This window comes from Phenylobacterium sp. (assembly GCF_025351295.1).
In the GTDB taxonomy this organism is placed as follows: domain Bacteria; phylum Pseudomonadota; class Alphaproteobacteria; order Caulobacterales; family Caulobacteraceae; genus Phenylobacterium.
Genome location: NZ_JANXWD010000048.1, coordinates 26,987 through 39,513, shown reverse-complemented (window position 1 = coordinate 39,513; position 12,527 = coordinate 26,987). Strand labels below are relative to the sequence as shown.

Annotated in this window: 14 protein-coding genes; 4 read left to right on the top strand and 10 right to left on the bottom strand. The window is 69.8% G+C overall.

Going from position 1 to position 12,527, the window contains the following annotated elements:
• Positions 1 to 16 precede the first annotated feature (16 nt).
• From Q0R13_RS07635 to Q0R13_RS07620, 4 genes are all read right to left on the bottom strand, one after another.
• Positions 17 to 157 carry a hypothetical protein gene (locus tag Q0R13_RS07635; RefSeq protein ID WP_293901855.1) on the bottom strand — a complete coding sequence of 47 codons (141 nt, stop codon included), beginning with the start codon at positions 155 to 157 and terminating at the stop codon, positions 17 to 19.
• Complete coding sequence (locus tag Q0R13_RS07630; RefSeq protein WP_293901852.1) at positions 154 to 435, bottom strand: type II toxin-antitoxin system prevent-host-death family antitoxin; 282 nt, start codon at positions 433 to 435, stop codon at positions 154 to 156. Before Q0R13_RS07630 ends, Q0R13_RS07635 begins: the two co-directional genes overlap by 4 nt.
• A gap of 37 nt (positions 436 to 472) precedes the next feature.
• Entirely contained in the window at positions 473 to 1,897 is a 1,425-nt protein-coding gene (leuC, locus tag Q0R13_RS07625) for a 3-isopropylmalate dehydratase large subunit (protein WP_293901970.1), read from the bottom strand.
• 132 nt (positions 1,898 to 2,029) lie between these two features.
• Positions 2,030 to 3,013, bottom strand: coding sequence for an NAD(P)H-binding protein (locus tag Q0R13_RS07620; protein ID WP_293901849.1), 984 nt, complete (start codon positions 3,011 to 3,013; stop codon positions 2,030 to 2,032).
• Positions 3,014 to 3,111: 98 nt separating this feature from the next.
• Between Q0R13_RS07620 and Q0R13_RS07615 the strand changes: the two genes are divergently transcribed.
• Positions 3,112 to 3,996: a LysR family transcriptional regulator gene (locus tag Q0R13_RS07615; RefSeq protein WP_293901847.1), complete on the top strand. Its 885-nt coding sequence runs from the start codon at positions 3,112 to 3,114 to the stop codon at positions 3,994 to 3,996.
• A 240-nt stretch (positions 3,997 to 4,236) separates the two neighbouring features.
• Here the strand turns inward: Q0R13_RS07615 and rplS are convergent, their stop codons facing one another.
• From rplS to Q0R13_RS07600, 3 genes are read right to left on the bottom strand one after another with little or no spacing between them, the layout of a single operon-like run.
• Positions 4,237 to 4,638 (bottom strand): 50S ribosomal protein L19, encoded by a 402-nt coding sequence (gene rplS / locus Q0R13_RS07610; RefSeq protein WP_293901845.1) that lies wholly within the window; start codon positions 4,636 to 4,638, stop codon positions 4,237 to 4,239.
• A 12-nt stretch (positions 4,639 to 4,650) separates the two neighbouring features.
• Positions 4,651 to 5,370, bottom strand: a complete 720-nt coding sequence (gene trmD / locus Q0R13_RS07605) for a tRNA (guanosine(37)-N1)-methyltransferase TrmD (protein WP_293901842.1) — start codon at positions 5,368 to 5,370, stop codon at positions 4,651 to 4,653.
• A 39-nt stretch (positions 5,371 to 5,409) separates the two neighbouring features.
• On the bottom strand, positions 5,410 to 6,006 hold the full coding sequence (locus Q0R13_RS07600; protein ID WP_293901839.1) for a hypothetical protein: 597 nt from the start codon (positions 6,004 to 6,006) through the stop codon (positions 5,410 to 5,412).
• A 105-nt stretch (positions 6,007 to 6,111) separates the two neighbouring features.
• On the opposite strand from Q0R13_RS07600, the gene Q0R13_RS07595 reads away from it, so the two are divergent.
• Together Q0R13_RS07595 and Q0R13_RS07590 are read left to right on the top strand one after the other, a co-directional pair.
• On the top strand, positions 6,112 to 7,014 hold the full coding sequence (locus tag Q0R13_RS07595; protein WP_293901836.1) for an acyl-CoA thioesterase II: 903 nt from the start codon (positions 6,112 to 6,114) through the stop codon (positions 7,012 to 7,014).
• A 72-nt stretch (positions 7,015 to 7,086) separates the two neighbouring features.
• A complete protein-coding gene (locus tag Q0R13_RS07590; RefSeq protein ID WP_293901833.1) occupies positions 7,087 to 7,956 on the top strand; it encodes an acyl-CoA thioesterase II in 870 nt (289 codons plus the stop codon).
• Between the two features lie 170 nt (positions 7,957 to 8,126).
• On the opposite strand, the gene rimM is transcribed toward Q0R13_RS07590, so the two are convergent.
• From rimM to ffh, 3 genes are read right to left on the bottom strand one after another with little or no spacing between them, the layout of a single operon-like run.
• Complete coding sequence (rimM, locus tag Q0R13_RS07585; RefSeq protein ID WP_293901831.1) at positions 8,127 to 8,630, bottom strand: ribosome maturation factor RimM; 504 nt, start codon at positions 8,628 to 8,630, stop codon at positions 8,127 to 8,129.
• Positions 8,631 to 8,641: 11 nt separating this feature from the next.
• Positions 8,642 to 9,265: a 30S ribosomal protein S16 gene (gene rpsP / locus Q0R13_RS07580; protein WP_293901828.1), complete on the bottom strand. Its 624-nt coding sequence runs from the start codon at positions 9,263 to 9,265 to the stop codon at positions 8,642 to 8,644.
• 24 nt (positions 9,266 to 9,289) lie between these two features.
• A complete protein-coding gene (ffh, locus tag Q0R13_RS07575) occupies positions 9,290 to 10,801 on the bottom strand; it encodes a signal recognition particle protein (protein WP_293901825.1) in 1,512 nt (503 codons plus the stop codon).
• Positions 10,802 to 11,521: 720 nt separating this feature from the next.
• Between ffh and Q0R13_RS07570 the strand changes: the two genes are divergently transcribed.
• Complete coding sequence (locus Q0R13_RS07570) at positions 11,522 to 12,472, top strand: cation diffusion facilitator family transporter (RefSeq protein ID WP_293901822.1); 951 nt, start codon at positions 11,522 to 11,524, stop codon at positions 12,470 to 12,472.
• Positions 12,473 to 12,527 lie beyond the last annotated feature (55 nt).

The following is a 12,527-nucleotide window of genomic DNA, read 5'->3' as shown; positions in this document are numbered from 1 at the left end:
CAGGCCCATAGCACGGTCAGGCCTTGATCGCGCGCGTGCTCACGAAGAGCGGCGCCTCGCTGTCTTCAAGCGCAGCCAGAACGTGAGCCGACAGCGATGGCGGCTCCTGCGCCAACCAAATGAGGACATGGCTGTCGATCAGCAGACCCTTGGTCACTCCGGATCATCCGGTGGGAACACCGGGCCGTCCTCCCAAAGGGCGATCCCTTGCCCCGTCGTTTCCCGAAACACCTCGGGCGGTCTCCAGTCCGGATACTTCCGGCCCCAATACCCGAACCGGCGCTTCCCACGCGGCTTCACCTCCGCTTCCGGCAGCGCCAGCAGTCGCGCCCGCGGCTTGCCATTCTTGGCGATGACCAACTCTTCGCCCGCCGCCGCCTGGTCCACCAGCGCCGACAGGTGCGTCTTCGCCTCGTAGAGGTTGACCTGTTTCATCACTCGCAAATGCTCAGCTTGACCAAGTTGGTCAAGGTCACAGCATCTCCCGGACGTCCACGATATGCCCGGCGATGGCGGCGGCGGCGGCCATGGCGGGGCTCATCAGGTGGGTGCGGCCGCCGCGGCCCTGGCGGCCCTCGAAGTTGCGGTTGGAGGTCGACGCACAGCGCTCGCCGTCGCCCAGCTTGTCGGGGTTCATCGCCAGGCACATGGAGCAGCCCGGCTCGCGCCACTCGAACCCGGCCGCCTTGAAGATGGCGTCCAGGCCCTCGTCCTCCGCGTGGGCGCGGACCAGGCCCGAGCCCGGCACCACCATGGCGCGCACGTGCGGCGCGACCAGCCGGCCATTGAGGAAGGCGGTCTGCACCACCTGGGCCGCCGAGCGCAGGTCCTCGATCCGGCTGTTGGTGCAGGAGCCGATGAACACCATGTCGATCTTCGCCTCGGTGATCGGCTGGCCGGCGGTGAGGCCCATGTATTCCAGCGCGCGGACCGCCGAGGCGCGCTTGTCGGCGGTGTCGAAGCTCTCCGGCCTGGGGACGTTGCCGGTGATCGCCACCACGTCCTCGGGGCTGGTGCCCCAGGTGACGGTGGGCGCGATGGCCGCTGCGTCCAGCACCAGTTCCCGGTCGAAGACCGCGTCCTGGTCGGTGAAGAAGCTCTTCCAACAGGCGAACGCCATCTCCCAGGCGCCGCCCTTCGGCGCAGCCGGCCGGCCGCTGAGATAGTCGAAAGTGGTCTCGTCCGGCGCGATCAGCCCGGCCTTCGCGCCGCCCTCGATGGTCAGGTTGCAGAGCGTCATGCGGCCTTCCATCGACAGCGCGCGCACGGCCGAGCCGGCGAACTCGATGACCGACCCCGTGCCGCCGGCGGTGCCGATCTCGCCGATCACGGCCAGGGCGTAGTCCTTGGCGCCGACCCCGGGGCCGGGTTCGCCCTCGATGCGGATGCGGAAGTTCTTGGCCTTCTTCTGGCGCAGCGTCTGGGTGGCCAGCACGTGCTCGACCTCGGAGGTGCCGATGCCGTGGGCCAGGGCGCCGAACGCGCCGTGGGTCGAGGTGTGGCTGTCGCCGCAGACGATGGTCATGCCCGGCTGGGTGCGCCCCTGCTCGGGGCCGACCACATGGACGATGCCGTTCCTGATATCGCCCATCGGGAAGAACTCGATCCCGTAGTCGGCGACGTTCTTCGCCAGGGTCTGCAGTTGCAGGCGCGCCTCCGGGTCGGCAACGGCGTCAATGCCCAGGGCCTGACCCTCGGTCGGCACGTTGTGGTCGGCTACCGCGAGCGTGCGATCGGGCCGGCGCACGGCGCGGCGATTGGCGCGAAGGCCCGCGAAGGCCTGCGGCGTGGTCACCTCATGGATCAGGTGCAGGTCGATGTAGAGGATCGCCTCGCCGTCCTGCCTATCGACGACGTGTGCGTCCCAGATCTTGTCATAGAGGGTCTTGCCGGACATGGGCCGCATGTAGGTCTGCGCATACTGGGTCGTCCAGTGCTGCAGGTCCGCATTTCCTGAGCCATCGAAGTATTTTTGCCTCGCACCCATGCGTCGTCATCCCGCGGACAAGCCGCGGGATGACGACGTGGATCAGGCGGCTCGCCGCGTTTCGGCGGGCAGGGACCCCTGCCCCACCAGCGCCGTCTTCAGGGCCTGCGCCAGAGGCGTGCGGGGCTCGGCGCCCAGCTTGGCCACCAGCCGGGCGTTGTCCATCAGCACAGGGCGGGTCCAGAGGTAGCGCATCTCCTGCATCTCGCGCAGGGTCTCGTTGAACGGCGCTGCGGCGGTCAGCGCGAACCAGGGCAGACGGCGGACCGCCAGCCTGCGGCCAGCGGCGGTTTCGAGGGCGGCGACCAATTCGTGGCCGGTGGCCTGCTGGCCTTGCATATGGAACACTTCGAAGCGGCCCAGTTCAGTGGCCAGCAGTTGCACGAAGGTCTCGGCGACGTCGGGCAGGTAGGCCCAGGCGTGCGGGATCTCCAGGGGGCCGGGATAGGCCACCGCGGTGACAGGACGGCCGGGCTTGACCAGGCCCTGGGAGAGCCAACTGCTGCCGCTCTGCCTGGGGCCGAAGAAGTCGCCGGCGCGGACGATCAGGACCCGCGCCCCGGAGTCGCGCAACGCCTGCTCCATCCGCACCCGGATCGCGCCCTTGCGGCTGATCGGGGTCTGGGGCGAGGCCTCGGTCAGGGTCGGGAAGGCGTCCGGGCCATAGTTGTAGACCGTGCCGGGGAACAGGATGCGGGCGCCGCTTGCGTTGGCCGCGGCGATGGTGCTGGCCAGCATCGGCAGTTGCAGCCCCGCCCAGTTCTTGTAGCCGGGCGGGTTGACGCCATGGACGACGATCTGCGCGCCCTCGGCGGCGGCGACAACCTCGGTCTCCACCATGGCGTCGCCCTTGACCCAGTCGTAGGCCGGACGGCCCGCCACCGCTTGCGACTGGCGCGCCTTGGCGGGATCGCGGTTCAGGGCCCGGACCCGCCAGCCGTCGGCCAGCAGTCGCTCGGCCAGGGCGCCGCCGACGCCGCCGGTCGCGCCGATCACCAGGGCCAGGGGTTTGTTCGCTTGGGTCATCGAGACCTCCATCGCTGAGGCCCCAGATGTGGCCCGACCGCCGGTCAAACGGAATTGCCTTCGATGATAGAACGGCTATTCAATAGCGTATGCCTGGAATGCCCGACTGGGATCTGCTGCAAAGCCTGCACGCCGTGCTGCAAGCCGGCAGCTTCTCGGCCGCCGCCCGCCTGCGGCGGCTGACCCAGCCCACGCTGGGGCGGCACATCGACCAGCTGGAGCGCCTGCTGGGCGCGCCGCTGTTTCTGCGCAGCCCGCGCGGCCTGCAGCCCACCGACCTGGCGCTGGCCTTCCGCCCCCACCTGGCCGACATGGCCGCCGCCGCCCAGGCCGCCAGCCGCGACGCCAGCGGGGTGGCCAGCGGCGAGGGCGGGGTGGTCCGCGTCGCCGCCAGCGAGGTGGTCGGCGTCGAGGTGCTGCCGGCCATCCTCACCAGCTTCCGCATCGCTCACCCCGGCGTCGACGTAGAGCTGATCCTGTCCAACAAGAACGAGGACCTGACGCGGCGCGACGCCGATGTCGCCGTGCGCATGTCGCGGCCCACCCAGAACAGCCTGGTGGCCAAGAAGGTCGGCGACGTCGTGCTGGGCTTCCACGCCACCCCGGACTACCTGGCGCGCTGCGGCGTTCCCAAGGACTTCGACGAGCTGACCGGGCACACCCTGATCGGCTTCGACCGCGAGTTCCCCGAGATGGTCAAGGACCTGGCCATCGGCCGGCCGGTCACCCGCGACGCCTTCGCGCTCCGCACCGACAGCGACATCGCCCAGCTGGCCACCCTGCGCGCCGGGTTCGGGATCGGAGTCTGTCAGAACCACATCGGCCGCCGGTACGGACTGACGCCGGTCATGCCGGAGGCCTTCGGTTTTCGGCTCGACCTCTGGATCTGCATGCATGAGACCCTGCGCGGCAGCCCGCGCATGCGGCTGATGTTCGATCACCTGGCCAAGGAACTGGGCGCCTACGCCGCCCAGGACGGGTGAGCGCGTTCCACGCCGGCGGCGGCCTGTGCGGCTCCTATCCCTCCTCTTTAGGGGAGGGCCGACTCGGCGAAGCCGGGCGGGGTGGGGGTCTCGCGTTCGAGTTCAGAGTCTGGGCGTGACTTCCCCACCCTGGCCGCTTCGCAGCCTGTCCCTCCCCTGAAGTGGAGGGATGGATTCAATAGCAAAACGGCGGCCAGGTCGCCCTGGCCGCCGCTCTGAAGTCTGTTGCTAGCGAAAGGCTCAGCCTTCCGTCGGCGCCTCGGCCGTCGGCTTGGCGCTCATCTGGCGCTCGGCGATCCGGGCCGACTTCCCGCGGCGGTCGCGCAGGTAATAGAGCTTGGCGCGCCGCACGACGCCGCGGCGCTTCACTTCGATGCTTTCGATGTTCGGCGACAGGATCGGGAACACCCGCTCCACGCCCTCGCCGAAGGAGATCTTGCGGACGGTGAAGCTCTCGTCGATGCCCTGGCCGCCGCGGGCGATGCAGACGCCCTCATAGGCCTGGACGCGCTCGCGCTCGCCTTCCTTGATCTTCACGTTCACGCGCACCGTGTCGCCGGGGCGGAACTCGGGGATCTTGCGCACGGCCAGCAGGCGGTCGGCTTCTTCCTTGCGCAGGGTTTCAATGATGTTGGCAGCCATGGTCTTCGTCCTTCACTGGGCTTTATCGCCCTTTGCCTGTTGATTGGCGGGCAGCCGGTCCCAAAGGTCGGGCCGCTGTTGCCGCGTGGTCTGTTCCCGCATCGCGTGCCGCCACTTCCGAACCTCGGCGTGGTGCCCGCTCAGCAGGACCTCGGGGATATCGAGCCCTTCGAACGTCCGCGGCCTGGTGTACTGCGGATGCTCGAGGAGCCCGTCCTCGAAGCTTTCTTCACTCAAGCTCTCGGCCTGCCCCAGGACCCCCGGGACCAGCCGTACGCACGCCTCGATCGTCACCAGCGCCGCCGCCTCGCCACCGGCCAGGACCGCGTCGCCAACCGCGACCTCCTCGAACCCGCGGGCGTCGAGCACTCGCTGGTCCACCCCCTCGAACCGACCGCAAAGCACGATCAGCCCCGGCCCTTGGGCCCACTCATGAACGCGCGCCTGGGTCAGGGGCCGGCCCCGGGCGCTCATGTACAAAAGCGGCCGTCCCCGCCGTTCCACGCTGTCCAGCGCAGAGGCGATGACGTCCGCTCGCATCACCTGTCCAGGACCGCCACCCGCCGGGGTGTCGTCCAGGAAGCCGCGCTTATCTTTGGAAAAGGCCCGAATGTCCACCGTTTCCAGGGTCCACAGCGCGGCCTCTCGCCACGCCGTGCCGATCAGCGAGACGCCCAGCGGGCCCGGAAAGGCCTCGGGAAACATGGTCAGGACGGCGCAGTCGAACGGCATGGCGGCTGAAAGCGCCGGCCGCGGCCCACCCGTCAAGCCTCAGAACAACATCTGGTAGTAGTTGTAGTGCCCGCCCAGAGGCCGGCCGCGGTCGATGCACCGATGGCCGGGCCGCGGCACGCAGGGGCTGTCGTCGTAGCGGACCCCCGTGCGGAACTCGCCGTTGGCCGCCCAGGCGAAGTCGATCTCGCCGGGCCGGTCGGCGCGGTAGCGATAGCGGACCTCTTCGCGAACCCCGGACACCCAGTGGTCGTGGCCGCTGGGCGGGCGCAGGCTGACGTCGGCGACCACGGCCTCGTAGACCGGCCGATGCGCCTCGAAGTTCAGCCGCACGCCGGCGTCGAGCAACGGCTGCAAGGCCGGGATCAGGCTGCCGCCGAAGGTCAGCAGCACGGTGGGGGCGATCCAGCCGGTGACCGGCTCACGCAGCATGGTCCAGAACCCCCAGACCAGCAGCACCGGGACCGGCGCGACCAGGCCGGCAATCGCCAGGACCAGGGCCGTCTCGCCGGGCAGGATCTCCATCAGCCGCGCCGAGGTCAGGGCGCCGCCGACCACCAGCAGCATCCACGCCACCAGGACCGCCGCCAGCGGCCTGCGCCAGATCGGCCTGGAAGTGTCCGCCCCGTTCCCCATGTCCGAAGATGAGGGCGCAACCCAAGGTTCCGCAAGGGCGCCACGGACACAGCCACCCGGCCAAGCGCCTTGCCCCTCGCGCGCCGCGCGCGTATGCGGCGCCCCATGAGCGACGCCGACCTCCCCGAGACCGAGGGTCCCGAGACGGAAGGCCAGGACGAGACCCTGGTCGAGACCCTGCAGCTGGAGCGGATCGAGGAGAACCTGTTCCGAGGGACCTCGCCGGACAACCGGCCGGGCCGGATCTTCGGCGGCCAGGTGATCGCCCAGTCGTTGCTGGCGGCCTACGAGACGGTCCAGGACCGGGTCTGCCACTCGCTGCACTGCTACTTCATCCGGCCGGGCGACCCCACCGTGCCGATCGTGTTCGACGTGGACCGCTCCCGCGATGGCGGCAGCTTCACCACGCGGCGCGTGGTGGCCATCCAGCGCGGCAAGCAGATCTTCAACCTGGCCGCCTCGTTCATGGTCCATGAGGCCGGGTTCGAACACCAGTCCGAGATGCCCGCCGGGCCGCACTGGAGCGAACTGCCGGACGAGGCGGAGGCGATGCGGGAATATCTGAAGACCGCGCCCGAGGCGGCCCGGAGCTGGATGGGCCGCTCGCGGCCGGTCGAGATGCGCGCGGTGGACGCCCGAAACTACTTCATGAGCGGGCCCAAGCCGCCGGTGGCGCAGAACTGGTTCCGCTGCCGCACGCCGATCGGCGACGACGCCCACATGCACCAGGTGATCCTGGCCTATGCGTCCGACATGAATCTGCTGTCGACGGCGATGCGGCCGCACGGAGTGCACTGGCAGACGCCGGGGTTCCAGTCCGCCAGCCTCGACCACGCCATGTGGTTCCACAAGCCGACCGACTTCAACCACTGGCACCTCTACGCCCACGACAGCCCCTCGGCCTCCGGCGGCCGCGGCTTCATCCGCGGCTCGATCTACGCCGAGGACGGAACCCTGGTCGCCTCGGTCGCCCAGGAAGGCCTGATGCGGATGAAGCCGGGGACATAGCTCGGCCTTGCTGCCCCCCGGCGGCGGGCGTAAGGCCCGCCTTCGCAATTGCAGCATGGCGGGGCGGCGCACATGGACACCCAGACGCTGGTGGGACACCTCAGGCTGGAGCGGCTGGAGGTGAACCTGTTCCGCGGCGTGACCCCGGACGAGGAGTCGCGGGAACGGATCTATGGCGGCCAGGTGATCGCCCAGTCGCTGCTGGCCGCCTACGAGACCGTCCAGGATCGCGTCTGCCACTCGCTGCATTGCTATTTCATCCGGCCGGGCGACCCCACCGTGCCGATCATCTTCGACGTGGACCGCTCGCGCGACGGCGGCAGTTTCACGACGCGCCGGGTGGTGGCGATCCAGCACGGCCAGCAGATCTTCAACCTCGCCGCCTCCTTCCAGGTGGAGGAGCAGGGCTTCGAGCACCAGTCGGACATGCCGGCCGCACCCGGCTGGGACGAGGTCGAGGACGACACCGACGTCCAGCGGCGCCTGATGAAGGACGCCCCGGCCGAGCAGCGCGCCTGGCTGGACCGGCCACAGCCGATCGAGATGCGCACGGTGGGCGGCCGCTTCGACGTGGCCCGGCCCCAGCCGCGCGCGCCGCTGCAGCAGGTGTGGTTCCGGGCCAAGGACGGCATCGGCGCCGACCCGCACATGCACCAGGTGATCCTGGCCTATGCCTCGGACATGAGCCTGCTGGGCACCTCGATCCGGCCGCACGGGGTCAGCTGGCAGACGCCGGGCTTCCAGACCGCCAGCCTGGACCACGCCATGTGGTTCCACCGCCCGACCGACTTCAACGAATGGCACCTCTACCACCAGGAAAGCCCCTCGGCCTCCGGCGGCCGCGGCTTCAACCTGGGCTACATCTACCGGGCGTCCGACGGCGCCCTGGTGGCCAGCTGTGCGCAGGAAGGCCTGATGCGGGTGCGGCAGGCGAAGGGTTAGCGCCGACCCGCTGCTCCCCTTCGGGGGAGCTCCCGCGAAGGGGGTGAGGGGGTCCGCTCAGAAGGATCGACTGGGCGCCTCGGAGATGCCGACAGGGCCTCGGCGGCGCCATCGTGGAGGACCCCCTCCTGCGCTTTGCGCCTCCTCCCCCGACGGGGGAGGAACGGGCGCTATTCGACTTCAGGCGGAAGCACCGCGATGACCTTGCCCTCAGCGATCCGCACCTCGGGCACGGCGGCCAGGGTGAAGGGCAGGTACCAGCTGGCGCCTTCGGGTGGCTGGATTTCCAGGAGGTCGCCGGCGCCGAAGTCCTGGACGGCCTTTACCTTGCCCAGGGCCTCGCCCTCGGCGGTCTCGACGGCCAGACCGATCAGGTCGGTGACGTAGAACTCGTCGTCGTCGGGCGGCGGCAGGTCGGCGCGGGGGATGTACAGCTTCAGCCCGCGCAGGGCCTCGGCCTGGTCGCGGGTCTCGACCTCCCGGGCGCGACCCACGACCCCGCCCTTGGCCGCACGGCCGAAGGTCAGCGTGAGGCCGGGCGAGCCGTCCTCACGCAGCAGCACCTTATAGTCCACCAGCGCCAGCGGATCGGCCGTGAAGCTGGTGATGCGGACCTCGCCGCGGACCCCGAAGGCGCCCGCGACGCGACCCACCTGGATGAGATCGGACCTCATCCCTGGCTTGCTCAGGCCTGTTCTTCGCCGGTTTCGGCGGCCGGGGCCTCGGTCACGGCTTCCTCGGAGGCGGGCGCGCTTTCGGCCACGGCCTCGACGGACGGGGCTTCTTCGGCAACCGCCTCGGCCGCAGGAGCGTCCTCAGCAACCGGTTCAGCGGCCGGAGCCGCTTCAGCCACAACTTCCGGCGCAGCCTCTTCCGCCGGGGCGGCCTCGGCTTCGGCGACCGGGACTTCCTCGATCACCGGCTCTTCGACCGGCGGCGGGTTGGCGGCCAGTTCGGCGGCGGCGGCGGCGCGGTCGGTCTCGCGCTGGGCGCGCTCCTCGACGCGTTCCTTGGCCTTGGTTCCGGGCAGGCCCTTCTTCGGATTGGAGCTGGCGGTCCACTGGATCACGCCGACCTTGCCGAGCTCGCGGGCCACGCGGTCGGTGGGCTGGGCGCCCTTGCTCATCCATTCCTGGATGCGCTCGACCTTCAGGACCACGCGGTTCGGGTCGTCCTTCTTCAGCAGCGGGTTATAGCTGCCCACCTTTTCGATAAAGCGGCCGTCGCGGGGCGAATGGCTGTCGGCGACGACGATCGAATAGTAGGGGCGCTTCTTGGCGCCGCCACGGGCGAGACGGATCTTCAGCATTCTCTAGTCCTTTGAACTTTCAGTCTATTTCTTGAACGGGTTGAAGCCCGGCGGACGTCCGCCCAGGCCCGGGAGTTTCGGCATGCCGCCCGGCATGTCCTTCAGCTTTGCGGCCATCTCTTCCATCTGCTGCGGGGTCGGGGCCTGGCCGCCGGTCATCTGGGCCAGCTTGCCCATGTCCATGCCGCCCGCGCCGCCCAGCATCTTGGCCATCTGGCCGAAGCCCTTGCCGCCGTTGCGGCTGAGCGCCTTGAAGGTGTCGGCCATCTGCCGGTGCTGCTTCAGCAGGCGGTTGATCTCGGCCACGTCGACGCCGGCGCCCTTGGCGACGCGGCGCTTGCGCGAGGCGGCGAGGATGTCGGGCTTCTGCCGCTCCTGCCTGGTCATCGACGAGATGATCGCCATCTGGCGGTCGAAGCTCTTGTCGGTGATCCCGCTTTCGGCGATCTGTTTCTTCATCTTCTGCACGCCGGGCAGCAGGCCCATCATGCCTTCCATGCCGCCCATGCGCTTCATCTGCGCCAGTTGGTCAGCCATCATGTCCAGGTCGAACTGGCCCTTGGCCAGCTTGCGGGCCGTGGCTTCCGCCTTGGCCATGTCCAGCTCTTGCGTGGCCTTCTCGACCAGCGCCACCACGTCGCCCTGGCCCAGGATGCGGCCCGCCACGCGCTGGGCGTCGAAGACGTCCAGGCCGTCGATCTTCTCCGACACGCCGAGGAACTTGATCGGCAGGCCAGTGACGGCGCGCATGCTGAGCGCCGCGCCGCCGCGGCCGTCGCCGTCCGCCCGGGTCAGCACCAGGCCGGTCAGCGGCAGGCGCTCATGGAAGGCCTTGGCGGTGCGGACCGCGTCCTGGCCGGTGAGGGCATCGGCGACCAGCAGGGTCTCGGATGGCGAGGAGATGCGGGCGATCTCGGCCGCCTCGCTCATCATCGCCTCGTCCAGGGTCGTGCGCCCGGCGGTGTCGAGGATCAGGATGTCATAGCCCTGCAGCCTGGCCGACTGCATGGCGCGCCGCGCGATGTCGGGCGCGGCCTGGCCGGCGACGATGGGCAGGCTCTGGGCGCCGGCCTGCTCGGCCAGCATCGCCAGCTGTTCCATGGCGGCGGGCCGCCGGGTGTCCAGCGACGCCAGCAGGACCTTCTTGCGCTCGCGCACCAGGCGGAGCGCCAGCTTGCCGGCGGTGGTGGTCTTGCCCGAGCCCTGCAGGCCGGCCATCAGGATCACGGTGGGCGGATTCAGCGAGAGGTTCAGCCCCTCGGGCTCGCCCGTCCCACCCAGCATCTCGACCAGGCCGTCGTAGGTGATCTTGACCACCTGGTCCGCCGGCCGGATCGAGCGGATCACCGCCTCGCCGGTCGCCGCCTCGGTGGCCTTGGCGATGAAGTCGCGGACCACCGGCAGGGCCACGTCGGCCTCCAGCAGGGCGACGCGGATCTCGCGCATCACCTCGGCGACGTCTTTCTCGGACAGCACGCCGCGACCGGAGAGCCGGTCGAATACGGTCGAAAGCCGGTCTGTTAGTGCGTCGAACAAGTCTCAACTCCATGGCCCAAACGCAGTCGACCCCCGTGCACGATTGCGTGGACGGGGGGCCTCGCCGCCCTCGTCCCAGATAAGACCTGGGGGCCGTGGCGGTAGAGGGCGCTGACCGAGGTTGCGCCGGAAGGCCGCGCTTATGCGCCGATGAGGGGGGTCAGGTCAAGGAACGGGGGTTGAGAGACTCATCTCGATCGCCGCAGCACCTTTGTCGCGACCCTCACCGCTGTGACCACAATGATAATGACAGCCGAGAACAGGATGAAGAGCCAGACTGTCATCGACGCCGGACTGGATGGGATTGCTCCCGAAGGGACGCTTGTCGCAACTTGACTTGAAGGCCGCCGGTCAGCGTCAGAACGGCTAACAATAGGCCCAAGGCCGCAGGTAAACTGGCCGCCATGAGATCCATGGTGGGGCCTGGCCGAGGCCCGCCTTTCCACCGACTTCGCGTCAAAGAGGCGTGTCATCCCGGTTTTCGCGCCAGCGAAAGACCGGGACCCATAAGCGTCGATCGCGCCGCAAGGGCGGTGCTGCGGCGCAGCCACGACCAGTCCTGACCCTCAGGCGCTCATGGGTCCCGGTCTTCGGCTGCGCCGAAACCGGGATGCTACCCGTTGGTAGGGTCGATGAGCGCGCACCCGGCGCGGCGCGCCACGTCGTCACCCCGGTCTTTCCCCGGCGCGCAAACCGCGACGAACCGCTATGGATGCGGCGATGAGCCCGCCGCGCCTGAGCCCCGCCGAGACCACCGCCCTGACGCGGCGGGTGACCCTGATGTCGGTGGCGACGGCGGCGATCCTGGTGACGATCAAGCTCGCGGCCTGGATCGGGTCCGGGTCGGTGGCGCTGCTGGCCTCGACGGCCGACTCCGGCCTCGACCTGGTGGCCTCGCTGGTCACCTTCTGGGCGGTGCGCTACGCCGCCGCGCCGCCGGACGCCGAGCACCGCTTCGGGCACGGCAAGGCCGAGGCCTTCGCCAGCCTGGTGCAGGCCGGCCTGGTGTTCGCCTCCGCCGCCCTGATCGCCCGCGAGGCGGTCGGCGACTTCATCGCGCCGCATCCCCTGCGCCAGGAGGGCTGGGCGGTGGCGGTGATGGCCGTCTCCACCGTGCTGACCGCCCTGCTGCTCGCCGCCCAGGGGCGGGTGCTGAAGCAGACCGCCTCGGTGGCGGTGTCGGGCGACCGGGCGCACTACGCCATGGACCTGGCGTCGAACCTGATCGCCCTGGCCGGCATCGCCGCCTCGGCGTGGCTGGGCGTGAACGGCCTGGACGCCGCCGCCGCCGTGGTCATCGCCGCCCTGCTGCTCTGGGGCGCGGTGGGGGTGTTCCGCGAGGCCTCCAGCCAGCTGATGGACCACGAACTGCCCGACGAGGCCCGCGCCGAGATCGTGCGCCTGGCCACCGCCGACGGCCGGCTGGCCAATGTGCATCAGCTGCGGACCCGCGCCTCGGGCCCCTATGTGCACATGCAGATGCACGTCGACCTCGAACCCGAGGTGACGCTGGAGGCCGCCCACGAGGTGATCGTCGCCGCCGAGAAACGGATCCTGGAGGCCTTCCCCGCCGCCGACATCATCATCCACGCCGACCCGCGCGGGCGGGCGGAACCTCACGGCGGCGCGTTCGCAGAGGCCGCCGTGACGTCCCGTCCGAAAACGCAGTAAACGAGACCTTAAGACCCGCCGCGTCAGTTGGGCGCTCGCCGATTCGCCACAGAAG

Bases quoted from the DNA above. Each gene is read 5' to 3' on its own strand.
- Q0R13_RS07630 (WP_293901852.1), bottom strand. From the start codon at position 435: ATGAAACAGGTCAACCTCTACGAGGCGAAGACGCACCTGTCGGCGCTG.
- leuC (WP_293901970.1), bottom strand. From the start codon at position 1,897: ATGTCCGGCAAGACCCTCTATGACAAGATCTGGGACGCACACGTCGTC.
- Q0R13_RS07620 (WP_293901849.1), bottom strand. From the start codon at position 3,013: ATGACCCAAGCGAACAAACCCCTGGCCCTGGTGATCGGCGCGACCGGC.
- Q0R13_RS07615 (WP_293901847.1), top strand. From the start codon at position 3,112: ATGCCCGACTGGGATCTGCTGCAAAGCCTGCACGCCGTGCTGCAAGCC.
- rplS (WP_293901845.1), bottom strand. From the start codon at position 4,638: ATGGCTGCCAACATCATTGAAACCCTGCGCAAGGAAGAAGCCGACCGC.
- trmD (WP_293901842.1), bottom strand. From the start codon at position 5,370: ATGCCGTTCGACTGCGCCGTCCTGACCATGTTTCCCGAGGCCTTTCCG.
- Q0R13_RS07600 (WP_293901839.1), bottom strand. From the start codon at position 6,006: ATGGGGAACGGGGCGGACACTTCCAGGCCGATCTGGCGCAGGCCGCTG.
- Q0R13_RS07595 (WP_293901836.1), top strand. From the start codon at position 6,112: ATGAGCGACGCCGACCTCCCCGAGACCGAGGGTCCCGAGACGGAAGGC.
- Q0R13_RS07590 (WP_293901833.1), top strand. From the start codon at position 7,087: ATGGACACCCAGACGCTGGTGGGACACCTCAGGCTGGAGCGGCTGGAG.
- rimM (WP_293901831.1), bottom strand. From the start codon at position 8,630: ATGAGGTCCGATCTCATCCAGGTGGGTCGCGTCGCGGGCGCCTTCGGG.
- rpsP (WP_293901828.1), bottom strand. From the start codon at position 9,265: ATGCTGAAGATCCGTCTCGCCCGTGGCGGCGCCAAGAAGCGCCCCTAC.
- Q0R13_RS07570 (WP_293901822.1), top strand. From the start codon at position 11,522: ATGAGCCCGCCGCGCCTGAGCCCCGCCGAGACCACCGCCCTGACGCGG.